Below are 26,627 nucleotides of genomic sequence, written 5' to 3'. Positions count from 1 at the left end.
ATGACGACTCTGAACGTCTGGGAAAGGGCGCAGCGACCATATTTATGCAGAAAGGCCCACTTTGCTGAAGTGCGGGACAAATGGTTGCCGACGCAGTCAGGCCTCATCCAAAATGATCGCGAAATGCCTGCGGCGTCGTGCCGAATTTCCGCATGAAATTGCGCCGCATGGTTTCTTCCGAACTGAAGCCGCAGCGCATGCGTGCCTGATGCACGCTCAGGCCTTCTTCCAGAAGGCGGCGGGCCGCTTCGATGCGGATTTCCTCCACCGCGCGTGCAGGTGTCCGCCCGGTCGCTTTCAGATAGTGGCGCGAGAAGCTGCGTGCGCTCATATTTGCCTGCTCGGCGAGCGCCGGCAGGGAAAGATCGGCGCGCAGATTGTCCATGATCCAGCCATGCAGACGATCGAAGCGTTGGCCGCTTTCCTGAAGCCTCAGCGCCGCGCTGAACTGCGCCTGGCCCCCCGGACGCTTGAGGAAGACGACGAGTTCGCGAGCCACGGAAAGTGCCAACGAGCGACCAAGATCGGCCTCGACCAAAGCAAGCGAAAGATCGATCCCGGCAGTCACGCCGGCGGAACTCCAGATCTGCCCGTCCTGGACGAAGATCGGATCGGGCTCGAGCTTCACTTGCGGAAAGCGCTTGGCAAATTCTTCGCAACGATTCCAATGGGTCGCTGCCCGCCGCCCATCCAGAAGACCGGCTTCCGCAAGCAGAAAGGCGCCGCTGCAGACGGAGGCTATCCGACGAGCATTCGCGGCTCGCCGGCGCACCCATTCGATCAGGCCGAGGTTCTCACAGGCTTTATTGACGCCCCAGCCGCCGGCGATGATCAAGGTGTCGAGCGGAATATCGCTGCTGCCGAGTGGGGCGGTCATCAGCGCGAGACCAGAGCTGGTTCGGGTCTGTGGGTTTTCCGCGACAACGATGGCTTCGTAGGGTTTCGGCTGATCGAGCTCACGCGCCGCCTCGTTGGCGCTGGTGAAAACCTGCAGCGGACCCGTGATGTCAAGCAGTTGGGCGTTGTCGAAGGCAAGAATTTCGATAAGGCGCATGATTGGCAAAAAATGACGGTGGTTTGGCAAACATGCCAGAGCATTGTCGCATAGGCTCGGAAAAGTCAATCGTCGGAGACATGTCATGACCATTCGCTTCGGCCTGCTTGCGTTTCCAGGCGTCCAGCAACTCGACCTGACCGCACCCTACGAGGTATTCGCCTCGATGGATGATGCGGAGGTGCATCTCTTGTGGAAGGACACGTCGCCCATCGTGTCGGCAACGAAGCTGGTGTTGCAGCCAACAACGACGTTTGCCGAATGCCCGCCGCTTGACGTCATCTGCGTGCCCGGCGGTGTCGGCGTCAATGCATTGCTGGAGGATGCGGACGTTCTGAGCTTCGTCCGGAAACAGGCGGCCCAAGCCCGCTTCGTGACATCGGTATGCACCGGTTCTCTCGTCCTTGGAGCGGCCGGCCTGCTCAAGGGCAAGAAGGCCACGACCCATTGGAATGCGCTTGACTTCCTCGAGAATTTCGGAGCCGTTGCCTCGCCGGGGCGCGTCGTGCGGGATGGCAATCTCTTCACCGCGGGCGGTGTTACGGCCGGTATCGATTTCGGACTGACGATCGTTGCCGCCTTGCGCGGTCGAGAGGAAGCCGAAGCGATCCAGTTGTCGCTGGAATACGCGCCCGAGCCGCCGTTTCATTCCGGATTGCCCGAGAAGGCCAGCGTTGAGGTGCTGGCTAAAACCAGGCAACGCCTTGCGGGCTCGAGAATGGCACGGCAGGCGATCATCGCTCGCCTCGCGGCGGCCAGACATGGCGCTGAATGAAAAGGACTTGTCCACCGGCACTGTCACCTCAATGAAACGGAGCACCGATAGGGAAGCGATCATCGGTTGATCATGTCGAGGCGATGAATGACGGGCAGGCGGATGAATGGAATTCGTGTCCCATCTTGCCCACCATACTTGACACAAATAGCTTTTCTGCGACCGTGGCATCACGATGGCGTCCACGGCCTTGCGGGGAAAAGGCTTATTTGATGAACGAGTTCCGATCATTACGCTGGATATGTTGCTTCGTCATGGCAATGGCCGTTCTGATAGGCGCAGGCCCAGGGTTGATATCGCAAGCTGCAGCCGCCGAAACCTCCGAGATCGCCCCGCAGACAAAGACTTCAAGCGAGCAGATCGAGAAGCTGATCGGCACTTTGCGCGATAGCGGTGCGGTGTCCGGAGCCGATCTGTCGCAGCGCCGCTCCGCTTTCGAGAAGCTCATGGCATCGACGCCAGGCCCGGCGCGTGTCCAGATACGGCGTGTCGACGCGAACGGTGTGGATGGTGATCTCATCTGGCCGGCTCGGTTGCATCATCCAATCGGCCGGCGTGCCATTCTTTATCTGCATGGCGGCGGTTTCTATAGCGGCTCGCTTCGGACGCACGCCAACATAGCCGGTTCGCTCGCCAAGGCGGCCTCGGCCGATGTGCTGTTGGTCGACTATCGCCTCGCGCCCGAAAATCGCTTCCCCGCGCAAAGAGATGATGCCATTGCGGCTTATCGCTGGCTTCTGACATCGGGATACAAGGCCGGCAACATCGTTATCGCCGGCGAGTCGGTTGGTGCAACTCTGGCCATCGAAGTCGTTTTGAACCAGCTTAGGCTGAGTGGTCCGCTTCCCGCTGCTGTGGTCGCGATGAGCCCGATCACCGACTTCGCCGCAACGGGGGCGTCCCTGGCCGCCAACGCTGCCAGTGACCCTTTCATGAACAAGGCCGAGCTCACCCTCATCCACGATGCGTTTGCGCGTGATCGTCCAGCAGTCGATCCCGACATGTCGCCGTTCTATGGCAATGTCTCGGGGTTTCCCCCACTGTTGATCCAGGTCGGCGCGCGTGAGGCACTGCTCGATGACACCTGGCGGTTCGCAGATAAGGTACGCCAGGCAGGCGGCAATGTGAGCTTAGAAGTCTGGCCAGGGATGATCCATCAATGGCAGATTTTCCCGTTCTGGCTCGATGATGCGAGGAAGTCGAATGAACGCGTCGCGCAATTCGCGATTGCGCATTTTGTCGATAAGCCCATGCAATAATTATCGCGCAATTATCAACAGTTAAGCAGCGCCTGATTTCGAAACTTTCGTTCAAGAGACCGATGTGACTTCGCAAGTCCACGAAATTAAATAATTGCCTTTCAATTGATTATCGCAATAAATAATCGCTAGATAATTTTGTGTGGACATGAAAATCGAAATACGCTAATCATATAGATGACGCGATAATAAGTCGCGCGATAAATTTAAGTGGAGATTGAAATGAGCCAGTCGATCCCTCAAGCTACCCGTCGGGGCGTTATGACAGCCGGGCTCGGCCTTGCCGCCGCTGCAGCCGTCGCCCCCTTCGCTCAACCTGCACAAGCCTCTACAAAGCAGCCAACTTCGAAAGGTAAGGACACAATGAGCAGCAGCACGATCACCACCAAGGACGGCACGCAGATCTTTTATAAGGACTGGGGAACAGGCCAGCCGATCGTCTTCCATCACGGATGGCCCCTGAGCTCAGACGATTGGGACGCCCAGATGCTATTCTTCCTTCACCAGGGCTACCGCGTCATCGCCCACGACCGTCGCGGCCACGGCCGCTCCAGCCAGACGGCGACCGGAAATGAAATGGATACCTATGCCGCCGATGTGGCGGCTCTGGCCGAGCATCTTGATCTCAAGGGCGCCATCCATGTCGGCCATTCGACAGGCGGCGGCGAAGTTGCGCGCTATGTCGCCCAGTACGGCGGCCATGGTCGCGTCTCGAAGGCCGTGCTGATCGGCGCCGTACCGCCGATCATGGTCAAGTCCGACAAGAACCCCGGCGGCCTGCCGCTCGAAGTCTTTGATGGCTTCCGTGCAGCACTTGCGGCCAACCGCGCTCAATTCTTCCGCGATGTTCCGGCGGGGCCGTTCTATGGCTTCAATCGTCCCGGCGCCGCTGTTTCGCAGGGCGTCATCGACAATTGGTGGCGTCAGGGCATGATGGGCGGCACAAAGGCCCATTATGATTGTATCAAGGCTTTCTCTGAAACGGACTTCACCGAAGACTTGAAGAAGATCGAAGTGCCGACGCTCGTCATGCATGGCGACGACGACCAGATCGTGCCGATCGCGGACTCGGCCCTTCTGTCCTCGAAGCTGCTGAAGAACGGCACGCTCAAGGTCTACAAGGGCCTCCCGCACGGCATGGCCACGACGCATGCGGACGTGATCAACGCGGACCTGCTCGCCTTCTTCAAGGCATAAGCAATCCGAAGATCATGCGCCCGCCGAAAGGCGGGCGCTTCACAGCCTGCCGGGTGCTGTTACCACCCTCACCACTTCAGCTGTCGAGTTTCAACGAAAGCTGAACGGCGCGCGGCAAGGGCGGTAGCGGCCGGCTGATTTCGACACGGCGCGTCCATGTGGCGCGCCGTTCCTGTTCGCGCTCCCGAAGGGCCTTCGAGACAGCGACAAAGGTCATTGCACGTTCGATGACTTGCTGGGCTTTGGTCATGGATATCTCCATATGTTCACTTTATGTTCTCATATTGATCGCATAAAGTCAAGCTTCGGGCTTTGTGCCGGTAGGTCTCCGATATTCTACCCGCGCGTTTCATGATGGCTGGAAAGCCGGAGCGGCACCTTCTGTCGCGGCCGAAGGCCAACCTTATTGGCCGCCCAAGCTTGAAATTTCCCTCGTCTTCCGCCACCTGTTCGGCGCGACTTTCAACATTCCCAGGAGACTAGACGCATATGACAACCACCACCGCAGAGATGACCGCCGAGAGCCACGTCTTCGAGGCCGACGTTGCCCGCCTTCTGCATATGATGGTTCACTCGGTTTATTCGGATAAGGATGTCTTCCTGCGCGAGCTGATCTCGAACGCGGCCGATGCCTGCGAAAAGCTGCGTTACGAGGCGATTGCGCAACCCGGCCTGCTTGCGAACGATCCCGACAGCCGTATCCTGCTGACGCTCGACGCCGATAGCGGCAGGCTCATCGTGGAAGACAACGGCATCGGCATGAGCCGCGACGAGATGATCGAGGCGCTCGGCACGATCGCCCGCTCCGGCACGCGCGCCTTCATGGAGCGCATCGAGGCCAACAAGCAGGGCGAGGGCGCGCAACTCATCGGCCAGTTCGGCGTCGGCTTCTATTCCTGTTTCATGGTGGCCGATCGCGTCGACGTCATCTCCCGCCGGGCCGGCGCCGAGGATGCCTGGCTCTGGTCTTCCGACGGCAAGGGTGGCTACAGCATTGCGCCCGTCGAGGTGAGCGAGGCTCCCGCGCGCGGCACCCGCATCACGCTGCATCTGATGGAGGATGCCAAGAGCTATGCATCGCGCTGGACCGTCGAGCGCATCGTCAAGGAGCAATCCGGTCATGTGCCGGTGCCGATCAAGATAGCCGAGAAGCCCGGCGAGGAGGCAACGCAGCTCACCGACGGTACAGCGCTGTGGACCAAGTCGAAGAACGACATCACGACCGAGGAGTATACCGATTTCTATCGCGGCGTTTCCGGCCAGTATGACGAGCCGGCACTGACCGTGCATTTCCGCGCCGAGGGTCGCCATGAATATTCGGCGCTCGCCTTCGTACCGGGCTCGCAGCCCTTCGATCTCTTCGATCCGGATCGCAAGGGGCGCATGAAACTTTATGTGAAACGCGTCTTCATCACCGACGAGGCGGAATTGCTGCCGCGCTATCTACGCTTCGTGCGCGGTCTCGTCGACACGTCGGACCTGCCGCTCAACGTCTCGCGTGAGATGATTCAGGAAAGCCCGATCCTGACGGCGATCCGCAAGGGCGTCACCAACCGCATCATTACGGCGATCGAGAAGCAGGCGGAGAGCGATCATGACGCCTTCCTGAAGATCTGGGAGAATTTCGGCAGCCTCATCAAGGAAGGCATTTACGAGGACTTCGAACGTCGTTCTCAGCTTCTGGCGCTTTCGCGCTTCCGCACCACGACTTCGGGCGACGGCTATCGCTCGCTTGCCGATTACGTCAGGGATGCCAAGGAGGGCCAGCAGTCGATCTACTATCTCGTCGGCGGCAGCCTGGAGCAGCTGAAAGCTTCGCCGCAGCTCGAAGGCTTCCGTGCCCGCGGCATCGAAGTTCTGTTGCTCACCGATTCAGTCGACAGCTTCTGGGTGACCAATGCCCCGGAATTCGAGGGCAAGAGCTTCAAGTCGATCACGCAAGGCTCTGCCGATCTCGCCCAGTTCAAGAAACAGGATGATGAGGATAAGCCGGAAAGCGAAAGCGCGCCTGCCGAAGTCCAGGCCTTCCTCGACTATGCCAAGCAGAAGCTTGCCGATGAAGTCTCCGATGTTCGCGCATCCGATCGCCTGATCGAAAGCGCCGTCTGCCTCGTCGCGTCCGAGCAGGGTTATGACCGCCAGCTGGAAAAAATCTTGCAGGGGGCTGGCCGCCTGCAGTCCGGCGCCAAGCCGATCCTTGAAATCAACATGGATCATCCGGTCGTCAAGGCGATTGCCGCCAAGGCGGATGCGCCGTCCCTGCGCGACGATGCGGCCTTCCTGCTGCTCGATCAGGCCCGCGTTCTCGATGGCGACAAGCCGGCCGATCCGCGCGCTTTTGCCGAGCGCCTGGCGCGACTGATGGAGAAGGCGCTGCAGTAATCAATCAGGTCGGCACGGCTTTGAAAAGTCGTGCCGACCTGCTCGGCAGAGCTGGCGTCCGCCTGGGCGGTTGATGCAAAAAACTTGTCTCTAATTGTCATCTTTTCGTTGCGCAAGGGGACGTCGTCTTTTATAGAGGACGTGCACACTGGCCGGATCGCTTGGCCACGTAAGCGTTAACGTCACTCAACGCGTATGATCGAACGGCTCTGCGGCTTCGGTCTGCGTGGCTATGTCCTGCGGATCGAGATCGAAGCGCCTCGAAAGGACACCCATGGATACCCCCCATAATTCCAACACGGCCATCTCCGCCCCGAAGATCGAGCGCGTGCGCCATGAACTGAAGCGGCGCTTCCTGACAGTAACAGGCGTTGACAGGATCACTCCCGGCATGCTGCGCATTCGGCTGGCCGGCGAAGATCTCGCCGATTTCGTCAGCCTTGCGCCCGACGACCACATCAAGGTGATGGTGCCGGGTGCCGGCGCGGAAATGGAGCGGCGTGACTATACACCTCGCCAATACGACACCGAGGCGCGAACGCTCGTCCTCGATTTTGCCGTCCACGAGGCAGGCCCCGCTACGCAATGGGCGCTCGACGCTCGCGTCGGCGACAGGCTGGAGATCGGCGGCCCCCGCGGCTCGGCCGTTGTGTCCGCGGATATCGAGAATTGGCTGCTGATCGGCGATGAGACGGCGCTGCCGGCCATCGGTCGCCGGATTGAAGAGGCGCGAGCGGATGCGCGTATAACGGCGATCGTCGCGGTTGCCGATGCGCACGAACATCAGGAATTTCAGACCGATGCGCAGCTGGATATGCGCTGGGCATATCGGCCTCTCTCGGAGGCAGCGGATCCGTCCTCGCTTCTGAAGATACTTCAGTCGATCGATGTGGCCCCGGGTACTTTCGTCTGGATCGCCGCCGAAGCCTCCGTCACGCGTGCCTTGCGCTCCTACCTAGTCGAAGAACGCGGCTATCCACTGAGCTGGATCAAGGCGTCCGGCTATTGGGTCAAGGGCAAGGCCGATACGACGGAGAAATTCGACTGAATGCGGCACGCGGGCGGCGGGATGTCGCCCGCTTCGACCGATGTGAGCTCAAGGCATCTTGCCGGAACCGGTGACTGCCCCATTTCATGGCGCAATTGTCCCGCAAATGGACAGGGTGTCCTATGATAAGATTGGGTTCACCGAAACTGCATTTCGAGCAGATTTCGACTTCCTAAATTATATGGGATCACCGAAGGTTAGGTACGAAGCGAGAGTGGCGGCTGTTGCCGTTGGCGATCGCCTCATAGGCCTATGGTGCCGAACGGGAGGCGGCGTCATGAACTTGACTAGAAGCCCTGCCGTACGCGACGGCCAATGTTGAGGATCGACGCAAGGTGCTTGCCGTCCCGAAAGACCCGCCGCAAACATTCGCTGTGCTGATGTTGTCGGCGCTTCGCAAGGCCTTCATCGGCATCGCTCTGGCAAGCGCTGCCATCAATGTGCTGGCGCTAACCGGCTCCTTTTTCATGCTGCAGGTTTACGATCGGGTCATTCCGAGCCATAGCTTACCGACATTGTCCGGTCTCGTCATCATCGTCGTGACCCTCTACCTGTTTCAGGGCGTAATCGAATTCCTGCGCTCCATGCTGCTTGTGCGCATCGGCATGTCGCTCGACGAACGCTTGAACAGGAAGGTTTTCGGCGCGCTTCTGTTCCTGCCGAGCAAAAAGCAGACGTCGGACGACGGCCTGCAATCGGTGCGCGACCTCGAGCAGATCCGCTCCTTCCTTTCCGGCAGCGGTTCGACGGCGCTGTTCGACCTGCCCTGGGTGCCGTTCTATCTGCTCCTTTGTTTTCTGTTCCACTTCTGGATCGGTTTCACCGCTCTTTGCGGTGCCTTGTTGCTCGTCGGCATTACCGTGGCTGCCGAAATGCTGTCGCGCCGACCGGCCCTGGAGGCAGCCAGGTCTTCCGCGGCGCGTCTCGGCTTCGCCCAGGCCGCGCGTCGAAATTGGGAGGCTGCCATTGCCATGGGATTTTCCGGCCGCCTCACCGATAAATGGGTCGCCATGAATGAGGATTACCTCACGCACCAGGCGATAGCGAGCACCCGCGTCGGCGCGCTGACCATCACCGCAAAGATCGCGCGAATGATGCTGCAATCCGGTGTCCTTGCCGTCGGCGCGATCCTCGTCATTCGCCAGGAAGCAACGGGAGGTATCATCATTGCGAGTTCGATCCTGGTGACGCGGGCGCTGGCGCCTGTCGAGCTTGCGATCGGCCAATGGAAGGGTTTTGTGGCTGCACGCCAGGGCTGGACGCGGCTTGCCGCACTCCTCGACGCCGCGCTGCCCGCGCCGCAGGCCTTCGCCTTGCCCACGCCGTCACGGGAACTCAGCGTCGAGAATATCACCGTGACGTCGCCCGGCAGCCGCGATCTTATCCTGCGCAATGTCTCGTTCAAGATATCTGCGGGAACCATACTGGGCGTCATCGGCCCGAGCGCATCGGGCAAGTCTTCGCTGGCACGTGCGATTGCTGGCTTGTGGCCGGTTGCAATCGGCTCCGTGCGGCTCGATCGTGCCGCACTTTCGCAATGGGATACCGACGAGCTTGGGCAGCATATCGGCTATCTGCCGCAGGATGTAGACCTCTTCGATGGCACGATCGCCGAGAATATTTCGCGTTTTGCCGAGGACATGCCGACTGAGCCGATCATCGCGGCGGCGAAGGCGGCCGGTGTCTACGACATGATCGTCAAGCTCCCGGACGGCTTCGATACGAAGATCGGCGAAGGCGGATCGCGCCTTTCGGCTGGGCAAAGGCAGCGTATCGCCTTGGCGAGAGCGCTTTACGGCGATCCATTTCTAGTGGTTCTCGACGAGCCGAATTCCAATCTGGATGCGGAAGGCGAGGCTGCACTGACGGCGGCGCTTGCAGTTGTGAAGGAAAGGGGCGGCATTGCAATCGTCATTGCCCACAGGCCAAGCGCTCTCGCCGCTGCCGATACGGTGTTGATCATTGCAGGCGGTCAGGTTCAGGCATTCGGACCAAAGAAGGATATCCTTGGTCCATCGCCCAAGCAGCTCGGAACAACGCATCTGGCCATAGCTGGTGGGGAGACGCACGGATGATCGGCAAGGCCTCGTCATCGAACGAACGCATGATCCGCCGCCTGTCACTGCTGGTGGTAGCGGTCATCCTTCTATTGTTTGGTGTCATGGGCGGCCTTGCCGCCGCCACCAAGATCGCCGGCGCGGTGATTGCGTCCGGCACGCTTGTCGTCGACAGCTATGTAAAGCCGATAAAGCACCTGAAGGGCGGCATTGTCCGCGCAATCCTCGTGAAGAACGGCGAGCATGTCGCCGCGGGCCAGGTGCTCGTCCGGCTGGACGACACCCAGACCCGAGCCAATCTTTCCATCATCCGCAAGCGGCTCAACGAGCTTTCAGCCCGCACGGCGCGCCTTATAGCTGAGCGCGACGGCAAACAGGAGATCACCTTTCCAGCAGATCTCCTTTCATCTGCCGGAAACGCGGATGTTGCGGCCATTCTAGCCGGCGAGCGGCGGCTCTTTTTCGATCGGCGGGCATCGCGCGAAGGGCAGAAATCGCAGCTGCATGAGCGCATTCAACAGCTTAACCGGGAGATCGAAGGGCTCATAGCACAGGAAGAGGGCAAGCGGCGGGAAATCGCGCTCATTGCGAAGGAGCTCGGAAGTCTCGAAGGCCTGCTCAACCAGGGCATCATCTCGGCGACAAAGGTCTACTCCCTGCAGCGGGAAAGCGCTTCGCTGAACGGCGATCTCGGAAACCTCGTCTCGTCCATCGCCCAGACCCGGGGCAAGATTGCGGAAACCGAACTACAGATCCTGCAGATCGATGCAGACCGCAGTTCGGAAGTGTCCGAGCAATTGCGTCAGGCCGAGAGCGATAGCGGCCAGTTTTCCGAGCGTCTGATTGCTGCTGAAGATGACTTGAAGCGGATCGACATCAAGGCACCTCAGGCCGGCATCATCGACCAGCTAAGCATCCATGCTGCAGGGGCCGTCATCTCGCCTGCAGAAGCGATCCTGCAGATAGTCCCCGATAAGGATGCGCTGGTGGCGGAGCTTAAACTTGCGCCGCAGGATATCGACCAGATTACCGTAGGCCAGGCGGTATCCCTGCGCTTTCCCGCCTTTAATCAGCGGATCACCCCGGAGCTGAACGGGCATGTGGATACGATCTCGGCGGATCTGACGACGGATCAGCGTTCGGGACAAAGCTACTATGTCGTACGGGTCAAGGTGGCAAAGCCTGAATGGGAAAGGCTCGGAGCCCTGACGCCATTGCCAGGCATGCCGGTGGAAGCCTTTCTGCAGACGGGCGAGAGAAGCGTTCTTGCCTATCTGACAAAGCCGATGACCGACCAGATCCGGCGGGCGTTCAGGGAGGATTAGGGTGGCCTCGACTGAGCTGCGGCATTTACCCAGCGGCCGCCCGATTTGCGTCGAACGGCTGCTGCGGAATGGATCAAGTTCCGAGATCGGTCAGATATGCCAGTCCGTCGTATGGGCGGATTGCGCCGAGGTGGCAAGCTGGGTGGTGTGATCGTCCAGCGAATAGGCCTTGATATAGTCGATCTTCATCTCGGATCCGTTCGGGAGTACATCCGTCGGAGTGCCCGCTACGCCGCCCACTGCGAGGTCGACCAGCATGTACATCGGGCCATGCATATCGGCGGGCGTGTCGGCATGGGCGACGGCGACGTCGTCGAAATACCAGACGATCTGATCCTTATCCCAGAGCACGCCATAATTATGGAAGCCGTTCGTACTCGGCACTTCCACCGGAATGGACGTCTTCGTGTGCTCGCCGGTGGCATTCGAATGGACTGTGACATTCACCGTGGTGGGGTTCTGCCCGCGCATCTCCACCACATCGAGTTCCGGCGGCCAGGAGCCATCCTCCGGCAGCAGCCAGAAAGCAGGCCAGACGCCCTGATTGTGCGGCATCTCCGCCCGCATTTCGAAATATCCATAGGTCTGCGAGAAGGTGGAGTGGGTGGTCAGAAGCCCGGATGTGTAATCATGGTTCTCGACGATCGATTTCAACGCATCCGGCGTCTGCTTTGCCGTGATCGTCAGAACGCCGTTGGAGACGGAAAACGGGTTTACCGAGGCGGTCGGCGTGTAAGAGGGGTTGATGTACCATTGCAGCTCATCGTTCAGGCTGCTGCCCTTGTCCGGCGCCCAGGAATATTTAGCATCCCAGGTGCCCTGCGTTCCCTCGTGCAGCGAGAGCGTGTTGAAATCATCCGAAAAGGTCTGCGTCAGCGACGATCTGTCAAGCCCGAGCTGAAACTGGTCTTCATGCAGGTCGGAGATGGTCTTGTTGGCGAAGACTAGGCTTTCGCCATTGCCGAGATCGAGCCGGACATTGGCGCCTTCCTGCGTGGAATGGCTGACAACCTGATCGAAGGACGACAGGCCATACTGATTGAGCCTGACCTTGTCGTCATCGCTGAAATCGGTGATGAGATCGCTGCCGTTGCCCTTGCTGATGATGAAGGTATCGGCCCCGCCGCCGCCAATGAGCACATCGTTGCCGCCGCGTCCATCGATGGTCTGGCTGCCGCTGCCGCCGGTGATGATGTTGTCGGCGTCGTTGCCATAGGCATGGCGATTGTCGCCCGTAACGGTAAGATTTTCGACATTGGCGGGCAGCGTGTAATCCATCCAGGTGTTGATGGTATCGACGCCGGCATTGGGGCCTTCAGAGACCCGATTGTTGCTCGAGTAGATATAATAGATGTCGTCGCCTGTGCCGCCCATCAGCGTCACGTTGACGGTGTTGTCGCCCCATATGGAATCATTGCCCGCGGTGCCGTAAAGCACCGGGCCGGAGCCGGTGGCGGAAAAGAAGGCTGTCGACGTGTCGCTATAGTAAAGCGGCTGTCCCAGGGCATTCAAAACTGAATTGGGCATCAGAATCCTCTTCCTTTGTGCCGGACGACCTCCTCCACAGAGCTAATATTTCTCCCCGCTCATATGCATCACATAGCGTGCATTGTTTTTCTGCCCACCCCCGCAGCCAAGTTTTTTTGCCGAGCGTGGCTGCGCCTCATTCCTTCGTAGGTGAAGGGCTTTTGACGCGCCGTGCAATCTGCATGCAGTGGTATTTCTCTCAATAGAATTCAAGTTGAAGTAAATTTTATTGTAGGAATATATAGATATATATTACATGAGGCTTATTAATGTATTTCGTATAATGCGTGAGTTCTTTCCACAGTAAATACGCGACATAATCGTTGAATATGGCCAAAAAGATTCTTAGAGTTACACCAAATGGAGGATGCGTTGGCGTAAAATTGCCAATATGAGATCGCAAGAACTCAGTCGCTGAGGGACGGAAGTTGAGATGCGACATGCGATATTGCGGCGATACGCCAGGTAAGGGGATCGGAGATGGACGAGATAACGCCATTCAAGGTGATAGTGGGCGTCGAGGGGGACTGGTCAACATCGATATATCGGCCGGATAGTGGATTGTGATGGCTGGCAAGGCGACCATCGGCGCTTCAAGTTCAGGCGCGTTGCAGGAGCGTTACGGCGACTGGATCCTTACCATCGTCAATCAGGGTACTGCCGATCTTGCCCGGCTATCTTACGCTATTTCATACACGCTGTATGATCTGCAGACGAACACGCCGGTACTGTCGATTGAACTTACTCCAGGGGGCGGGAGTCTCCGGGGCATGTTGGCTCTACCGCAGGGACTCTATCTGCGGAGCGTCGGGCTACCACCAGGCGGCAAAGCCGCTCCCGGTCTGGCCTCGCCATTCGCCACCGCTTTCCCACGTGGCTGTCTTGTCGAGCTGAACCTAAATAGAGCCATGCTTGCCAGTCTGCGGCGCCGGCGCAATCTCGCTGTGACGTTGGCTGCAGCCGATACCGACCGCGAGGTGAGTTATGTCATCTCGCTTCACGGGTTTACCGAGGCTCTAAACCGGGCGCTCTCCATCGTCGATCCTTACGCAGCAAGAGCAGACACCGGGCCAGGCATGACCCTTCAGTAGGCCGGGTCTGACAGCACGCTCGAATTCTCAAGTCTGGCTTCTCGGGTGATGCTTGCAAGCAATGTCCGGCGCGCCTCGCTAAGATGTGCCGTACACGTCTGGCTGATTTTCTTCTGATCCCTTGAGAGGATCGCGTCGATATAATCCAAATGCTGATATACCGCCGCTTCGTTACGGCTGCGCTCGTCTTTCTTGTTCCATTGATAATGATAGAAGAAAATCAGCGAGATGACGTGATAAAATTCGGTGACGAAGCGGTTGCTGGAAGCGCTGTTGATCAAACGATGCAACTGCTCGTCCAGAAGCGAGAAGCGGTGATAGTCGGTATCGATCGTTTCCAGCAATTTGAGATGCTCGCCCCGCAGTCTGCGCAGTTCGTTCCAGCTCGGATCGCCGTCATCGAGTTCCGCAAAGCGCATGACGGACCGCAGTTCGAAAATTTCGCGGATATCGGAAAGCTCGTTGGCGAATTCCAGCGTCATGCCGCGGAAGACCCATTTGCCGCCGGCCTCGCGCTCCATCAGGCCAAAATGCCGGAAACTCTGCAGAAATTCGCGGATCGTTGTCGACGATACGCCGAATTGCCGTGCGAGCTGAAGCGCGTTGATAGTCTGACCCGGCCCGCTATCGGATTGGAGAATCCATGTCAGGAAGGCGCGTTCGACCATCAATGTCGGCGGGATGGTTTCGGCTTCGCAATAGAGCTCTGATGGTTCTACCTGCCGCAGGACTGCTCCGTCCCTGGAAATCAGGCCGCTCTCCCTAGCCGCAGCAAGGCACTTGCGGACAGTCGTTCGGCTGGTGCCAAGCGTTCGACCGATCTCGCGCTCCGAGCCAAGCGGGTGTCCATGGCCGACCGATTGCACGTGGCGCAGGAATTCGTTGAACTGCCGTTTGAAAAGATTTTCAGAACGCATGCCGCCCAATCTTGCTGGTTTTTTTTACATAAAATACCACTTTAAATCGCTTATCTCAACCGTGTAAATTCAGCGCAAGCAGGCGGTGAACGAGCGCAATCCAGTGCCGAAGTTCGAGGTGAAGATGGTGCTCAAGTTATTCCTGTACGCCATCGGCGTGCGCAAGGGCGAAGCTGCCCTGAAGCCGGTTCGATCTACCGGTCGACATCGCCGCCCTGAACTGATCTATGTCTAGTAAACCGGGCGCAAGCGTCCGGTTTACTCCCCAATCCAGGAAAGGTTTCGTCACGTGAAAGCCCTGTTGATCGAAAGTGAAGGCATCAGCCGCTTCACCGATGTCGCTCGCCCGCAACTCGGGGACGGCGATGTCCGTATTTCCATCCGCCATGTCGGCATCTGCGGGAGTGATCTCAACACGTTTCGAGGCCTCAATCCCCTGGTGCAATTGCCGCGCATTCCTGGGCACGAGATCGGCGGCGAGATTGTCGAGACCGGGGCGGGTGTTCCGCCTACCTATCGACCCGGGCAGCGCGTTATCGTACTTCCCTATACCAGTTGCGGCACGTGCTCCTCCTGCCGCAAGGGGCGCGTGAATGCCTGCCGCTACAATCGTACGCTCGGTGTCCAGCAGGATGGCGGGCTTGCCGAAGAGATTGTTCTTCCGGCGGAGAAGCTGATCCCCAATGATACCCTTGAGCCGCGCTTTCTCGCCTTGGTCGAGCCGCTGTCGGTAGGCTTCCACGCAGTGGCGCGCGGCCGCGTGTCGGCGAGCGATCGCATCGTCGTATTGGGCTGCGGGATGATCGGCATGGGCGTCATGATCGGAGCCGTTGCTCGCGGAGCCGAGGTGATTGCCGTCGACCTGAGCCCGGAAAAGACCGCGCTGGCAAAACAGTTCGGAGCCCGTCACACAATCGATGCCGGCACGGAAGATGTCGTTGCGCGCATTGTCGAGCTGACGGATGATCAGGGCGTCGATGTGGCCTTCGAGGCAGTCGGTCTTCCGGAAACTTTTCGTCAGGCCGTCGACTTGGCCGGCTTTTGCGGCCGCGTCGTCTATGTCGGCTACGCCAAGGCGCCCGTTAGCTATCAGACGCAGATGTTCAATCTCAAGGAGCTCGATATCATGGGATCGCGCAACGCGACCAAGTCTGATTTCGATGCGGTCATCGCCTATCTGGAGACGATCGGCGATCGTGCCGCTTCCCTTATTTCCAAGGTCATACCCTTTACCGATGCCGAGAGCGCGTTACCCTTTTGGGACAAGAACAGAGACGTTTTGAAGGTCATCGTCGAAAGATGAATATCTAGGCCGCATGCAATTTCCGACTGCGCTTCCCGGCTTGTTGGGGAGCGTGCCGGCAGCCGGCGAGGCAGCGGAGTGGGCCTCGCGATCGCGCATTGCCTTGTAGTCTCCGGGACTGAGCTGATGCGTTGGCGGGCCGCACGTCGGATCTCATTGAGAAAGCCACGGCATCAATCGATCCCCTCCTAGAGAAAGCCGGGACCGCTGCCCTTTCCTTTGGGGCATTTGTGCACTTCACCCAGCTGGCTGCAGCATAGAAAGAGATTTTCCCATTTCCATACCTTCAGAGATCGCTGTTCCTTTTAATCTACAATTTTTATGGACAATATTTGCATTATCGAAAATGCATGCGGTCGTCGGAAGGGATAAGAATGAGTGCGCATAAACTTGTCGGCATCTCCGGCAGCTTCAACAGGCCGTCGAAGACCTATTCACTGGTCCAGACTGTCGCGAATCTGGCAAGCGGGCGATATGGCTTCTCAAGCAGGATCTACGATTTGCATGATGTTGGCTCGTCTCTCGGCGCGGCCCAGCGGCGCGAGGATCTCGACGATCAGGCGAAAGGCGTGATCGATGAAATCGTCTCGGCAGATGCATTGGTTATCGGCTCGCCGACGTTCAAGGGCTCCTATCCCGGGCTGTTCAAGCATCTGATCGACCTTATCGATCCACACGAGCTGCGCGCCAAACCGATCATCATCACGGGGACCGGCGGAGGCGACCGGCATGCGCTGATGGTGGAGCATCAGCTGCGGCCGCTCTTCGGCTTCTTCATGGCACATACCCTGCCAACCGCCGTCTATGCGTCGGATCGTGATTTTACCGATTACAGGGTTTCCTCGGAGCCGCTCGCTAGCCGCATCCATGAAGTCGTCGGTGAGCTCTCCGCTTTCTTCCCGCATCCGGTAACGGTGCTTGCCGCGGCCGAATGATGGGCTGAGGACGATTTGCAGCAGCGCCTGGGATTTATCAATCAAATGGAGGGTTACATGAAATGGAATGTCATTAGCCGCCTGAAGACGATTTTCGCTGGGCGCGCGTTGCGGGATGAGGATGGACGCATCCGGTCCGTCGATCGGCCCGAGCCCGGCGAGCGAGAGCTCTCCGCGCGCGATTACGAGATCTACTATTGGTGTACATCCCCCGCGCCTTGGCATTGAAGGAATGCATTCCTGGTTTCCTGTCGCAAGCTTTGCATTCGATCGCTTTTCCTCGTGAGGCTTCCATGACCAGAGTACTGATCGTGCCCGGCCTTTTCGGCTCCGCCGAGGGCCATTGGCAGCGCTATTGGCTGCAGGATCATTCCGACGTTCGGCTCGTCGAGCAGGATGACTGGGACTTTCCCAATCTCGACCGCTGGATGGAGAAATTGGAAGCCGCACTGGAAGAGGCCGGAGAAGCCTATGTCGTCGCCCATAGCCTTGGCTGCGTATTGACAGCGAGATTGGCTGGCCGCCAGGCCGCACGAAGGGTCAAAGGTGCGCTGCTCGTAGCGCCCTGCGATATTCCGGTGACGGAAACCCTGCATGCGGGACATCTATCCTTCGGCACCATGCCGACGGACGCGCTGCCTTTCCCAAGCATGACGATCGGGAGCTTGAATGACATCTATATGAGCCTCGACCGGCTCGGCATGTTCGGACGGCTCTGGAATTCGGATGTTCGCAATATCGGCCTTGCCGGGCATATCAACATAGCAAGCGGTTACGGGCGCTGGGCGAGCGGCTATCGCTTTCTGGACATGTTGAAGGCGCGTAGCAGGCATCGCAGGCCGCTAGGGATTTCAGCGGCAATCGCGGCGTCCATTTAAAAGAAGGGCTTTTCATATCCGACATTCGACGCCATTGTGCGACGAATTTTTTTCTCGTTCCCTGGCTGTCATAAATGCGCGCCGGGGTAGGTTTGGAGGCAAGACAATGAGTTTGCGCATCAACGATATCGCGCCGGATTTTACTGCCGAGACGACACAGGGCGAGATTAAGTTCCATGACTGGATCGGTAACGGCTGGGCCGTGCTCTTCTCGCATCCGAAGAACTTCACGCCGGTCTGCACGACGGAACTCGGCGCAATGGCCGGCCTGGAAGGCGAATTCCGCAAGCGGGGCGTCAAGATCATCGGCATCTCGGTCGATCCGGTCGAGAGCCATGGTCGTTGGAAGAACGATATCAAGACGGCTACCGGTTTCGATGTCGACTATCCGCTGATCGGCGACAAGGACCTCAAGGTCGCCAAGCTCTATGACATGCTGCCGGCAGGCGCCGGCGAAAGCTCGGAAGGCCGCACGCCTGCCGACAATGCCACCGTCCGTTCCGTTTTCGTCATTGGCCCCGATAAGAAGATCAAGCTGATCCTCACCTATCCGATGACGACAGGCCGCAACTTCGGCGAAATCCTGCGTGCGATCGACTCGATCCAGCTGACATCAAAGCATCAGGTCGCAACGCCGGCAAACTGGCAGCAGGGTGAGGACGTCATCATCACCGCCGCTGTCTCCAATGAAGATGCCATTACCCGCTTCGGCTCGTTCGATACGGTCTTGCCCTATCTGCGTAAGACCCGCCAGCCATCAGCCTGATCGGCGTGGTGATTAAGAGTTTTAGCTGACACGATGCGGCCCAGACGGCCGCGTCGCCTTTACAGGCGAACGTTTTCGCGCAAGAAATCCAGCAAGGCGCGCACGCGCGCTGGTAGAGGACCGCCCTGGCCGATATAGACAGCGTGGAATTCCTCGATATCTCCGGGATTGAATTCTTCCAGCACAGGCTGTAGCCGCCTAGCCGCGATATCCGCTCTGACGGTGAAAGCGGCAAGCCGCGCCAGGCCGGCACCGGCAAGCGCCAGATGCCGCATGGCTTCGCCGTCGCCCATCTGCAGGCTGCGCGCAGCGGGGATCGTTGCAACCTCGCCATTATCTAGCAAAGGCCAGCCTTCGATCGCCCGGGAATAGCTAAAGCTGATGCGGCAATGTTTTGTCAGTTCGACCGCGGAGCGCGGTGTCCCATGCCTGCGCAGATAGTCCGGCGAGGCGACGATTATGTTTCGCGTCGCTCCGAGCTTGCGGGCCGTTAGGCTGGAGCTCTTCAGCGGTCCGGCGCGGATTGCAACATCGGCGCGCTCCTCCATCAGGTCGATGACCCGGTCCGTATGGAAGATCTCGAGCGAGACATTCGGGTGCAACGCCATGAAGCGTGGAACGAGCGGAGCCAGCACATGATTGCCGAAGGAGCCGCTAGTGTTGACGCGGATATGGCCGGCCACCTGCTCTCCTGCCGATGCATGGCGTTCGGCTTCGGCAATATCGGCAAGAATGGCGACGCTGCGCTCGAAGAAGGCGCAGCCCTCGGGTGTGAGCTGCAATCGCCGCGTCGAGCGGTGGATGAGCCGCGCGCCGAGGCGCTTTTCAAGTCTCGTGACGAGTTTGCTGACGGCTGAAGGCGTCATCCGGCAGGCTATGGCTGCAGCGGTGAAGCCGCCGAGTTCCACGGCGCGCACGAAGACTTCCATTTCACCGGAACGGTTGATCTCTTGGCGGCTCATGATGAATTGAAGTCATAAATGAGTTTCTTTTCGGCAATCTATATCATCTCTCTCGCCGCGTCTATCTATCTGAAGAACCAACAGGAGATAGACAATGGAATACAGAAATCTCGGTGCTTCGGGCTTGCGCGTTCCTGTGCTCAGTTTCGGCGCCGGCACCTTTGCCGGCAACGGACCGCTCTTCAGCGCCTGGGGCTCGACGGATGCGACAGAAGCGCGCCGTCTGGTCGACATCTGCCTGGAGGCGGGCGTCAATCTCTTCGACACGGCCGATGTCTATTCGGCAGGCGCATCGGAGGAGGTGCTTGGCCAGGCGATCCGGGGCAGGCGGGATGCCGTGCTGATCTCGACCAAGACAGCACTGCCGATGGGCGATGGACCGGCCGATTGGGGCAGCTCGCGCTCGCGCTTGATCAAATCCGTCGATGCCGCCTTGCAGCGTCTCGGCACCGATTACATCGACCTCTTGCAACTGCACGCTTTCGACGCCTCGACGCCGATCGAAGAAGTGCTCTCCACTCTCGATAACCTCGTGAAGGCAGGAAAGATCCGCTACATCGGCGCTTCCAACTTCGCCGGCTGGGAGTTGATGAAATCGCTCGCGATCTCCGACAAGCACGGCTACGCACGCCATGTCGCCCATCAAGTCTATTATTCGCTCGCCGGCCGCGATTACGAATGGGAGCTAATGCCGTTGGGCCACGATCAGAATGTCGGTGCCCTCGTCTGGAGCCCGCTGGCATGGGGCAGGCTGACAGGCAAGATCCGCCGCGGCCAGCCATTACCGGAAAAGAGCCGCTTGCATGAGACAGCGTCATTCGGGCCGCCCGTCGATGACGAGAAGCTATTCGATATCGTCGATGTGCTGGATGAAATTGCTGTCGAGACCGGGAAGAGTGTCCCGCAAATCGCCCTCAACTGGCTCCTGAGCCGGCCGACGGTCGCAAGCGTCATCATCGGCGCGCGCAACGAAGAGCAGCTGCGGCAGAATCTCGGCGCGGTCGGCTGGATGCTTTCGAAAGAGCAGATCGAAAGGCTGGATAAGGTCAGTGAGATGACGGTTCCCTATCCCTATTTTCCCTATCGGCGTCAGGAAGGCTTCGCCAGGTTGAATCCGCCGCTCGTTTGACGCGGCAGACGATCCCAATGACGGCGGCGAAGCAGGCAACTGCTTCGCCGCCGGATGAAACTTAACGGCCACCCTCGATCTTGCGATGGCGCTGGTTCCGGCCGCTTTCGCCATAAGGATAGGCGGCGGGTTGCGGCGCGCTGATCTCGTTAAGCCGATCCATCTCCGCCTCCGTAAGTTTCAGCTTGGCGGCGCCGAGATTGTCGGCAAGCTGCTCACGCGTACGGGCGCCGAGGATGACTGAAGTTACCGCCGGTCGTGCTGCCGTCCAGGCAAGCGCCACCTGCGCCATGGTCACATCTCGTGCCTTGGCAATTTCCTCGACGGTGGCAATGATTGCCCAGGTCCGCTCCTGCGCATTGCGTGGCGCAAAGGATTCACTGCCGCGATTGGGGTTTTCGCCAAGCCTTGTGGCGCCGGTCGGCATCTCGTCGCGCTTATATTTGCCGGTCAGCCAGCCACCGCCGAGCGGCGACCATGGCAGCAGGCCCATGCCGGCATCAATGCAGGCATCGACGATTTCAAGCTCGATGTCTCGGACAAGCAGATTGTATTGCGGCTGCAGCGTCACCGGCCGCGTATAGCCCTGCGCCTTGGCAATCTCGGCGGCCTTGGCGATGTGCCAGCCGACATAGTTGGAGAAGCCGTAATAGCCGATCTTGCCGGCACGCACGGCGTCATCCAGAAATCGCAGTGTCTCCTCGATTGGCGTTAAAGCGTCCCAGGCATGCATCTGATAGAGATCGATATGGTCGACGCCGAGACGGCGCAGCGAATCGTTCAGCGCCTGGCCGAGATGGCGGCGCGACAGACCGATATCGTTCGGTCCGTTGCCCATCGGAAAGCGGCCCTTGGTGGCGATAACGGCCTGGCGCGCTTCTGTCGGACGCGCCTTCAGCCAACGGCCAATGATCTCCTCTGACTTGCCAGCACTGTAGACATCGGCGGTGTCGATGAAGTTGCCGCCCCATGCGAAATAATCGTCGAGAAGCCTGTGCGACGCGGCTTCGTCTGCTTCCGCGCCGAACGTCATGGTGCCAAGGCAATAGGCCGTGACAACGGCCCCGCTTGGGCCGAGCTTGCGATAATCCATTCCTGCCTCCTCTGAACGAAGCTCTGGTGCCCGATCGGCAAGGCGATCGGGAAAGCCGCAGGCTCCGTGATCCATAGCAATGTGGTGCTTGAGACGGCCTCCACCGTCGATGGGGTTCGACGCTCGGCGTTTTACCGCCTTGGCCGCGAAGGGAGCATAACCAATCATCCCATGATTACCAAGCGCATTCATTGCCTGAGGGGCCTGCCTTGCGTAGAATTCCGCGTGATGATTCTTCTCCCGCCGAATGCCTCCCGTCATGGATGAAACACCGACAAGCCGCATGCTTTCCTGGGCACGCAACTCCACCATCTATCGTCTCGAGCGCCGGATGATGACCGAGAAGCAGCTGTTCGATGCGATTTCCAAGAAAGCCAAGCAGAAGTTCGAGGATATCAGCGGCGCGCAGATCAAGGCGCTCGCCGACTTCGCCGTCAAATTCGCCTATGAACTGAAGGTGCTCGATGACGTCGCTTTTGCTGAGATCAGCACGCGCTCTGCGGTCCGTTCCGGCAAATCGAAGAAAGCCATTGCCTTCAAGCTCGCATCCAAAGGCATCAGCGGCGAGACGGTCGTCGCAGCGGTTGAAGAGGTCGATGATCTCCGTTCGGCCGTCATTTTTGCCAGGAAGCGCGGTTTCGGACCTTTCCGGCGCGGTGAACTGGATGAGAAGCGCAAGGCAAAGGAATTGGCTGCCTTCGCGCGCAACGGTTTCAGCTTCTCCATCGGAAGAAGGGTCTTCGAGATGGAAAGAGAGGATGCCGAGGAAGTGCTTGAAACAAACCCTGCATTTTGAAGAGCGATGCTCGTTGAAATAGCCCGGACCAACGGGTAGCTTCGCGGCGCTTGAGGCCGTGGATGTGGGGACGTTGGTGATAGTAAATTTTCGATTGCTCGCTATGGCCATGTCCATCGCTTTGTTGCCGATAGCGGCCCATGCCGATTGGCAAGCGGTCGAGACGACCAAGACCTATGCGATTACGGGAACATCGGGGCGCGAGCTCTACGATTCCATCGGCGAGCGCGGCCCGCTGCTTGGACCCAAGGTGAGGGCGATTGCGCATACGGACTTCAAGCTGACCTGGACCCGGAAATACGAGCCGCAGCCGGACGGCGCCTGCACGATCACCGTCAACATACCGAAGCTGATTATCACTTACACATTGCCGAAGCCTTCGGCGCAACTGCCGGCATCAACCCGCAAAAGCTGGCAGAAATTCATCGCCGGCGTCGAGGCACATGAGCGGGTGCATGGCGGCTTTATCAAGGACATGGTCAAGGAGATCGAAGCAATGAGCGTCGGCTTCTCCGTGCCTGACGATCCGAAATGCAGCAAGATCCGCGTGGAACTGACGAAGCGGCTTGGCGAGATTTCCAATAAGGAGCGGCAGAAAAACAGCGAGTTCGATAAAGTCGAATTCAGCGATGGCGGCAATCTCCAGCAACTCGTTTTGAAGCTGGTCAGGGAAGAGTAACGGCAAGCAGCACAGCCGGTCGAATGCTTCCGGCTGCGCCCGCTCGAAAATGGATCAGCGGCCCTTCTGTTTCCGCCATTCTGCGAATTTGAGTTTTGGCGCATCGCTGGTTGCCGGATAGAGGCCGATGATGGTCGCCCCGTTCATGACCTCTTCGGTGACGAAATCCTCGTAGGCCGTCATCTCCACGGTCTCAGTGGCGATCTCATCGGCAAGGTGCGCGGGAATGACGATGACGCCCTCATTGTCGCCGACGAGAACGTCGCCGGGGAAAACCGCGACATCGCCGCATCCGATCGGGCCATTGATTTCGATGGCCTGATGCAGCGTCAGGTTCGTCGGGGCGGACGGGCGGTGATGATAGGAGGGGATGTTGAGGGCGGCGATTTCCGGGCTGTCGCGAAAGCCGCCATCGGTAACGACGCCGGCCACGCCACGCACCTGCAGACGCGAGACGAGAATGGAGCCGGCCGAGGCGGCGCGCGCATCCTTGCGGCTATCCATGACCAGCACGAAGCCGGGTGGGCACTGCTCGACGGCGGCGCGCTGCGGATGTTCCGGGTTGCGGAAGACTTCCAGCGTGTTCAGGTCCTCGCGCGCCGGAATATAGCGCAGCGTGAAAGCCTGGCCGACCATGTTCGCCTTCTTCGGCGAGAGCGGCCGCACATCCTGAATGAACTGGTTGCGCAGGCCGCGCCGGAAAAGCGCGGTGGCGATCGTCGGTGTTGCGACGCCCATCAGCTTGTCGCGCGTCTCTTTGCTCAGCACATAATTGCTCATGCGATATATTCCTCGTGATTAGTAAATGTCGGGTTCGCCCGGCGTCGGGCCGAAGCTGTTTTCCAGGAAATCGAAGTCGCAGCCGGTATCGGCCTGGGCCACATGGCGCGAGAACATCCAGCCATAGCCGCGGCCGAATTTTTCCGTAGGCTTGACCCATGCGTCGCGGCGGCGCTGCAGCTCGTCCTCGTCGACCAGCATGTCGATGCGCCGCGCCTCCAGATCGAGGCTGACGATATCGCCATTGCGCAGCAGCGCCAGCGGCCCCCCGACATGGGACTCGGGTGAGACGTGCAGAATGCAGGCGCCGTAGCTGGTGCCGCTCATGCGGGCGTCAGAAAGGCGCAGCATATCCCTGTGGCCCTTCTTCAGGAGCGCCTTCGGGATCGGCAGCATACCCCATTCCGGCATGCCGGGGCCGCCCTGCGGACCAGCACCGCGTAGCACCATGACGTGATCAGGCGTGATGTCGAGATTTTCATCGTCAACCGCCGCCTTCATCTCCGGATAGCTGTCGAAGACGAGGGCCGGACCCTGGTGCTTGTGAAAGCGCGGATCGCAGGCGGCGGGCTTGATGACGGCGCCTGTCGGCGCAAGATTGCCCTTCAGCACCGCAAGCGACCCCTCATGATAGACCGGATTGTCGAGCGAGCGGATGACATCGTCATTGTAGCATTTCGCGCCTTCGAGCGTTTCGCCGAGGGTAACGCCGGAGACGGTGAGCGCCGAGAGGTCGAGCTTCGAGGAGAGCTTCGCCATCAGGGCGCGCAGGCCGCCGGCATAATAGAAATCCTCCATCAGATAGGTCTTGCCGGTCGGCCTGATATTGGCGAGCACCGGTGTCGTGCGTCCGGCCTTGTCGAGATCTTCGAGCGAGAGATTGATGCCGGCGCGCCGCGCCATCGCGATCAGATGCACGACGGCATTGGTGGAGCAGCCCGTCGCCATCGCGACAGCGACGGCATTGTTGACCGCGGCCTGCGTGACGATTTTCGAGGGAACGAGATCTTCCCACACCATCTCGACGATCCGCCGGCCGACAGCCGATGACATGCGGATATGATTGGCATCTGGGGCGGGTATCGAGCTTGCACCCGGCAGCGTCAGGCCCAGTGCCTCGGCGATTGCCGTCATCGTGCTTGCCGTGCCCATCGTCATGCAGTGACCATAGGAGCGGGCGATGCCGGCCTCGACATCGACCCATTCCTTCTCCGAAATGGTGCCGGCGCGGCGCTCGTCCCAGAACTTCCAGGCATCGGAACCAGAGCCCAGATATTCGCCGCGGTAATTGCCGCGCAGCATCGGGCCGGCCGGCAGGTAGATCATCGGCAGGCCCATGGAGAGCGCGCCATGACGAGGCCAGGTGTGGTCTTGTCGCAGCCGCCCATCAACACGGCGCCATCGACCGGATGCGAACGCAAAAGCTCTTCGGCCTCCATCGCCAGCATGTTGCGATAGAGCATGGTCGTTGGCTTGACGTAGCTTTCCGACAGTGACAGCGCCGGCAGCTCCAGCGGAAAGCCGCCAGCCTGCAAGATGCCGCGCTTCACGTCCTCGACGCGATGCTTGAAATGCGCATGGCAGGGATTGGCGTCGGACCAGGTGTTGAGGATGGCGATGACAGGCTTGTCCACCCATTCTTCGGGTGCATAGCCCATCTGCATGGTCCGTGAGCGATGTCCCGAGCTTCTGAGGTCATCAGGCGCGAACCATCTGGCGCTGCGTAAGTCCTGGGGATTCTTCCTGCTATTCATCGTATTTGCGCCTTATATTCGAATGTTGGTGAAAGAGATAATCCGTGCGCCGCCTCATTCTTTCATGCCCCATTTCAGCAAGGTGCGCCGCTCGATGGTCTGGAAGACCAGGTTTTCGACAATAAGCCCGATGACGATCACAGTCAGCAGGCCGGCAAAGACCGAGGGAATGTCGAGAAGATTGCGGTTTTCGAAGATGAACCAGCCAAGCCCGCCCTGGCCGGAGGAGACGCCGAAGACGAGTTCGGCGGCGATCAGGGTGCGCCAGGAAAAGGCCCAGCCGATTTTCAGGCCCGTGAGGATCGACGGGAACGCGGCGGGGATCAGGATGCGGAAGACATAGGAAAGCCCCGTCAGCCCGTAATTGGCGCCCACCATGCGCAAGGTGCGCGAGACGCCGAGAAAGCCGGCATGCGTATTGAGCGCAACCGCCCAGAGCACGGAATGGATAAGCACGAAGACGAGGCTTGCTGGACCGAGTCCGAACCAGATGAGGGCGAGTGGCAAAAGCGAGATGGCCGGCAGCGGATTGAACATCGCCGTCATGGTTTCGAGGAAATCGGTGCCGATGCGGGTGTTGATCGCAACGACCGTCAGGACGGCGGCAAGCACCGTTCCCGAGATGTAACCGGTGACCAGTATCTTCAGCGTAGTCCAGATGCGGGCCGGCAGGACGCCATCGGCGAACCGGTCATAAAGCGCGGTCAGTGTGTCGCTCAGCGTCGGGAAAAGCAGCGGATTGTCGAGATGCCGGGCATAGGCCTCCCATATGACGGCGAGGATGACGATCAGCAATGATTTGCGGAACAGGCCGGACTGCCAGAGGAGTTCCATTGTGCCGAGCTTCTGTTCGACGGCGGCTATATGGCCGGCGGCTTCCGTTGTCTGAGGAGCAAGGATGATCTGTGGCGCGCTCATGG

25 protein-coding genes and 1 pseudogene are annotated in these 26,627 nt (G+C 59.4%); 17 read left to right on the top strand and 9 right to left on the bottom strand.

Annotated elements, in window-relative coordinates; all coding sequences use genetic code 11:
- Positions 1–103: 103 nt before the first annotated feature.
- The gene (locus ACK83U_RS25905) at positions 104–1,054 is read right to left on the bottom strand and encodes a helix-turn-helix domain-containing protein (protein ID WP_112603400.1); all 951 of its coding nucleotides are present in this window, start codon (positions 1,052–1,054) and stop codon (positions 104–106) included.
- Positions 1,055–1,139: 85 nt separating this feature from the next.
- On the opposite strand from ACK83U_RS25905, the gene ACK83U_RS25900 reads away from it, so the two are divergent.
- The 3 genes from ACK83U_RS25900 to ACK83U_RS25890 all read left to right on the top strand — a co-directional run bounded on the left by ACK83U_RS25900 (position 1,140) and on the right by ACK83U_RS25890 (position 4,285).
- Positions 1,140–1,829, top strand: coding sequence for a DJ-1/PfpI family protein (locus ACK83U_RS25900; protein WP_112603402.1), 690 nt, complete (start codon positions 1,140–1,142; stop codon positions 1,827–1,829).
- Between the two features lie 254 nt (positions 1,830–2,083).
- Positions 2,084–3,088 (top strand): alpha/beta hydrolase, encoded by a 1,005-nt coding sequence (locus ACK83U_RS25895; protein WP_412474918.1) that lies wholly within the window; start codon positions 2,084–2,086, stop codon positions 3,086–3,088.
- Positions 3,089–3,310: 222 nt separating this feature from the next.
- Positions 3,311–4,285 carry an alpha/beta fold hydrolase gene (locus ACK83U_RS25890; RefSeq protein ID WP_162707991.1) on the top strand — a complete coding sequence of 325 codons (975 nt, stop codon included), beginning with the start codon at positions 3,311–3,313 and terminating at the stop codon, positions 4,283–4,285.
- 76 nt (positions 4,286–4,361) lie between these two features.
- Here the strand turns inward: ACK83U_RS25890 and ACK83U_RS25885 are convergent, their stop codons facing one another.
- Positions 4,362–4,535 (bottom strand): hypothetical protein, encoded by a 174-nt coding sequence (locus ACK83U_RS25885; RefSeq protein WP_183712330.1) that lies wholly within the window; start codon positions 4,533–4,535, stop codon positions 4,362–4,364.
- Positions 4,536–4,774: 239 nt separating this feature from the next.
- Between ACK83U_RS25885 and htpG the strand changes: the two genes are divergently transcribed.
- From htpG to ACK83U_RS25865, 4 genes are all read left to right on the top strand, one after another.
- On the top strand, positions 4,775–6,667 hold the full coding sequence (htpG, locus tag ACK83U_RS25880) for a molecular chaperone HtpG (RefSeq protein WP_112603406.1): 1,893 nt from the start codon (positions 4,775–4,777) through the stop codon (positions 6,665–6,667).
- Between the two features lie 274 nt (positions 6,668–6,941).
- Positions 6,942–7,715 carry a siderophore-interacting protein gene (locus ACK83U_RS25875; protein ID WP_112603408.1) on the top strand — a complete coding sequence of 258 codons (774 nt, stop codon included), beginning with the start codon at positions 6,942–6,944 and terminating at the stop codon, positions 7,713–7,715.
- Positions 7,716–8,050: 335 nt separating this feature from the next.
- Positions 8,051–9,790, top strand: a complete 1,740-nt coding sequence (locus tag ACK83U_RS25870; RefSeq protein WP_112603410.1) for a type I secretion system permease/ATPase — start codon at positions 8,051–8,053, stop codon at positions 9,788–9,790.
- Entirely contained in the window at positions 9,787–11,097 is a 1,311-nt protein-coding gene (locus tag ACK83U_RS25865) for an HlyD family type I secretion periplasmic adaptor subunit (RefSeq protein WP_112603412.1), read from the top strand. Before ACK83U_RS25870 ends, ACK83U_RS25865 begins: the two co-directional genes overlap by 4 nt.
- Positions 11,098–11,187: 90 nt before the next feature.
- Here ACK83U_RS25865 and ACK83U_RS25860 read toward each other — a convergent pair whose 3' ends face one another.
- Positions 11,188–12,624 carry a family 16 glycosylhydrolase gene (locus ACK83U_RS25860; protein WP_412474917.1) on the bottom strand — a complete coding sequence of 479 codons (1,437 nt, stop codon included), beginning with the start codon at positions 12,622–12,624 and terminating at the stop codon, positions 11,188–11,190.
- Positions 12,625–13,190: 566 nt separating this feature from the next.
- On the opposite strand from ACK83U_RS25860, the gene ACK83U_RS25855 reads away from it, so the two are divergent.
- Positions 13,191–13,715, top strand: coding sequence for an invasion associated locus B family protein (locus ACK83U_RS25855; protein WP_112603415.1), 525 nt, complete (start codon positions 13,191–13,193; stop codon positions 13,713–13,715).
- On the opposite strand, the gene ACK83U_RS25850 is transcribed toward ACK83U_RS25855, so the two are convergent.
- Positions 13,709–14,632 carry a GntR family transcriptional regulator gene (locus ACK83U_RS25850; protein ID WP_112603417.1) on the bottom strand — a complete coding sequence of 308 codons (924 nt, stop codon included), beginning with the start codon at positions 14,630–14,632 and terminating at the stop codon, positions 13,709–13,711. The two genes, ACK83U_RS25855 and ACK83U_RS25850, sit on opposite strands and share 7 nt — an antisense overlap.
- An 85-nt stretch (positions 14,633–14,717) precedes the next feature.
- On the opposite strand from ACK83U_RS25850, the gene ACK83U_RS25845 reads away from it, so the two are divergent.
- The 6 genes from ACK83U_RS25845 (at position 14,718) to ACK83U_RS25820 (ending at position 18,514) form a co-directional block, all read left to right on the top strand.
- Positions 14,718–14,867 (top strand): hypothetical protein, encoded by a 150-nt coding sequence (locus ACK83U_RS25845; RefSeq protein WP_162707992.1) that lies wholly within the window; start codon positions 14,718–14,720, stop codon positions 14,865–14,867.
- Between the two features lie 54 nt (positions 14,868–14,921).
- On the top strand, positions 14,922–15,935 hold the full coding sequence (locus ACK83U_RS25840) for a zinc-binding alcohol dehydrogenase family protein (protein ID WP_112603419.1): 1,014 nt from the start codon (positions 14,922–14,924) through the stop codon (positions 15,933–15,935).
- A 374-nt stretch (positions 15,936–16,309) separates the two neighbouring features.
- Complete coding sequence (msuE, locus tag ACK83U_RS25835; protein WP_112603421.1) at positions 16,310–16,870, top strand: FMN reductase; 561 nt, start codon at positions 16,310–16,312, stop codon at positions 16,868–16,870.
- A 57-nt stretch (positions 16,871–16,927) separates the two neighbouring features.
- Positions 16,928–17,098 carry a hypothetical protein gene (locus ACK83U_RS25830; RefSeq protein ID WP_154660809.1) on the top strand — a complete coding sequence of 57 codons (171 nt, stop codon included), beginning with the start codon at positions 16,928–16,930 and terminating at the stop codon, positions 17,096–17,098.
- Between the two features lie 65 nt (positions 17,099–17,163).
- Positions 17,164–17,748, top strand: coding sequence for an alpha/beta hydrolase (locus ACK83U_RS25825; protein ID WP_112603540.1), 585 nt, complete (start codon positions 17,164–17,166; stop codon positions 17,746–17,748).
- Positions 17,749–17,854: 106 nt separating this feature from the next.
- Complete coding sequence (locus tag ACK83U_RS25820) at positions 17,855–18,514, top strand: peroxiredoxin (protein ID WP_069614590.1); 660 nt, start codon at positions 17,855–17,857, stop codon at positions 18,512–18,514.
- Positions 18,515–18,573: 59 nt separating this feature from the next.
- Here ACK83U_RS25820 and ACK83U_RS25815 read toward each other — a convergent pair whose 3' ends face one another.
- Complete coding sequence (locus ACK83U_RS25815) at positions 18,574–19,476, bottom strand: LysR substrate-binding domain-containing protein (RefSeq protein WP_112603423.1); 903 nt, start codon at positions 19,474–19,476, stop codon at positions 18,574–18,576.
- Positions 19,477–19,570: 94 nt separating this feature from the next.
- Between ACK83U_RS25815 and ACK83U_RS25810 the strand changes: the two genes are divergently transcribed.
- Positions 19,571–20,605 carry an aldo/keto reductase gene (locus ACK83U_RS25810; protein WP_112603425.1) on the top strand — a complete coding sequence of 345 codons (1,035 nt, stop codon included), beginning with the start codon at positions 19,571–19,573 and terminating at the stop codon, positions 20,603–20,605.
- Between the two features lie 61 nt (positions 20,606–20,666).
- On the opposite strand, the gene ACK83U_RS25805 is transcribed toward ACK83U_RS25810, so the two are convergent.
- Positions 20,667–21,698 carry an aldo/keto reductase gene (locus tag ACK83U_RS25805; RefSeq protein WP_112414504.1) on the bottom strand — a complete coding sequence of 344 codons (1,032 nt, stop codon included), beginning with the start codon at positions 21,696–21,698 and terminating at the stop codon, positions 20,667–20,669.
- Between the two features lie 259 nt (positions 21,699–21,957).
- Here ACK83U_RS25805 and recX point away from each other — a divergent pair, with 259 nt between their 5' ends.
- Both recX and ACK83U_RS25795 read left to right on the top strand, forming a co-directional pair.
- A complete protein-coding gene (gene recX / locus ACK83U_RS25800) occupies positions 21,958–22,494 on the top strand; it encodes a recombination regulator RecX (protein ID WP_112603427.1) in 537 nt (178 codons plus the stop codon).
- Between the two features lie 103 nt (positions 22,495–22,597).
- Positions 22,598–23,173: a DUF922 domain-containing protein gene (locus ACK83U_RS25795; RefSeq protein ID WP_112603429.1), complete on the top strand. Its 576-nt coding sequence runs from the start codon at positions 22,598–22,600 to the stop codon at positions 23,171–23,173.
- A gap of 54 nt (positions 23,174–23,227) precedes the next feature.
- Here the strand turns inward: ACK83U_RS25795 and ACK83U_RS25790 are convergent, their stop codons facing one another.
- The 3 genes and pseudogenes from ACK83U_RS25790 to ACK83U_RS25780 all read right to left on the bottom strand — a co-directional run bounded on the left by ACK83U_RS25790 (position 23,228) and on the right by ACK83U_RS25780 (position 26,625).
- On the bottom strand, positions 23,228–23,953 hold the full coding sequence (locus tag ACK83U_RS25790; protein ID WP_112603431.1) for a ribonuclease activity regulator RraA: 726 nt from the start codon (positions 23,951–23,953) through the stop codon (positions 23,228–23,230).
- An 18-nt stretch (positions 23,954–23,971) separates the two neighbouring features.
- Positions 23,972–25,707, bottom strand: a pseudogene (araD, locus tag ACK83U_RS25785) (L-arabinonate dehydratase).
- Positions 25,708–25,761: 54 nt separating this feature from the next.
- The gene (locus tag ACK83U_RS25780; protein ID WP_112336902.1) at positions 25,762–26,625 is read right to left on the bottom strand and encodes an ABC transporter permease; all 864 of its coding nucleotides are present in this window, start codon (positions 26,623–26,625) and stop codon (positions 25,762–25,764) included.
- Positions 26,626–26,627: the final 2 nt, after the last annotated feature.

Source organism: Rhizobium sp. WW22, from assembly GCF_047041135.1.
Lineage (GTDB): Bacteria > Pseudomonadota > Alphaproteobacteria > Rhizobiales > Rhizobiaceae > Rhizobium.
The sequence above is the reverse complement of the archived record's forward strand: the minus strand, read 5'-3'. Positions and strand labels throughout refer to the sequence as shown.

Bases quoted from the DNA above. Each gene is read 5' to 3' on its own strand.
- ACK83U_RS25905 (WP_112603400.1), bottom strand. From the start codon at position 1,054: ATGCGCCTTATCGAAATTCTTGCCTTCGACAACGCCCAACTGCTTGAC.
- ACK83U_RS25900 (WP_112603402.1), top strand. From the start codon at position 1,140: ATGACCATTCGCTTCGGCCTGCTTGCGTTTCCAGGCGTCCAGCAACTC.
- ACK83U_RS25895 (WP_412474918.1), top strand. From the start codon at position 2,084: ATGGCAATGGCCGTTCTGATAGGCGCAGGCCCAGGGTTGATATCGCAA.
- ACK83U_RS25890 (WP_162707991.1), top strand. From the start codon at position 3,311: ATGAGCCAGTCGATCCCTCAAGCTACCCGTCGGGGCGTTATGACAGCC.
- ACK83U_RS25885 (WP_183712330.1), bottom strand. From the start codon at position 4,535: ATGACCAAAGCCCAGCAAGTCATCGAACGTGCAATGACCTTTGTCGCT.
- htpG (WP_112603406.1), top strand. From the start codon at position 4,775: ATGACAACCACCACCGCAGAGATGACCGCCGAGAGCCACGTCTTCGAG.
- ACK83U_RS25875 (WP_112603408.1), top strand. From the start codon at position 6,942: ATGGATACCCCCCATAATTCCAACACGGCCATCTCCGCCCCGAAGATC.
- ACK83U_RS25865 (WP_112603412.1), top strand. From the start codon at position 9,787: ATGATCGGCAAGGCCTCGTCATCGAACGAACGCATGATCCGCCGCCTG.
- ACK83U_RS25860 (WP_412474917.1), bottom strand. From the start codon at position 12,624: ATGCCCAATTCAGTTTTGAATGCCCTGGGACAGCCGCTTTACTATAGC.
- ACK83U_RS25855 (WP_112603415.1), top strand. From the start codon at position 13,191: ATGGCTGGCAAGGCGACCATCGGCGCTTCAAGTTCAGGCGCGTTGCAG.
- ACK83U_RS25850 (WP_112603417.1), bottom strand. From the start codon at position 14,632: ATGCGTTCTGAAAATCTTTTCAAACGGCAGTTCAACGAATTCCTGCGC.
- msuE (WP_112603421.1), top strand. From the start codon at position 16,310: ATGAGTGCGCATAAACTTGTCGGCATCTCCGGCAGCTTCAACAGGCCG.
- ACK83U_RS25830 (WP_154660809.1), top strand. From the start codon at position 16,928: ATGAAATGGAATGTCATTAGCCGCCTGAAGACGATTTTCGCTGGGCGC.
- ACK83U_RS25825 (WP_112603540.1), top strand. From the start codon at position 17,164: ATGACCAGAGTACTGATCGTGCCCGGCCTTTTCGGCTCCGCCGAGGGC.
- ACK83U_RS25820 (WP_069614590.1), top strand. From the start codon at position 17,855: ATGAGTTTGCGCATCAACGATATCGCGCCGGATTTTACTGCCGAGACG.
- ACK83U_RS25815 (WP_112603423.1), bottom strand. From the start codon at position 19,476: ATGAGCCGCCAAGAGATCAACCGTTCCGGTGAAATGGAAGTCTTCGTG.
- ACK83U_RS25810 (WP_112603425.1), top strand. From the start codon at position 19,571: ATGGAATACAGAAATCTCGGTGCTTCGGGCTTGCGCGTTCCTGTGCTC.
- ACK83U_RS25805 (WP_112414504.1), bottom strand. From the start codon at position 21,698: ATGGATTATCGCAAGCTCGGCCCAAGCGGGGCCGTTGTCACGGCCTAT.
- recX (WP_112603427.1), top strand. From the start codon at position 21,958: ATGGATGAAACACCGACAAGCCGCATGCTTTCCTGGGCACGCAACTCC.
- ACK83U_RS25795 (WP_112603429.1), top strand. From the start codon at position 22,598: ATGGCCATGTCCATCGCTTTGTTGCCGATAGCGGCCCATGCCGATTGG.
- ACK83U_RS25790 (WP_112603431.1), bottom strand. From the start codon at position 23,953: ATGAGCAATTATGTGCTGAGCAAAGAGACGCGCGACAAGCTGATGGGC.
- ACK83U_RS25780 (WP_112336902.1), bottom strand. From the start codon at position 26,625: ATGAGCGCGCCACAGATCATCCTTGCTCCTCAGACAACGGAAGCCGCC.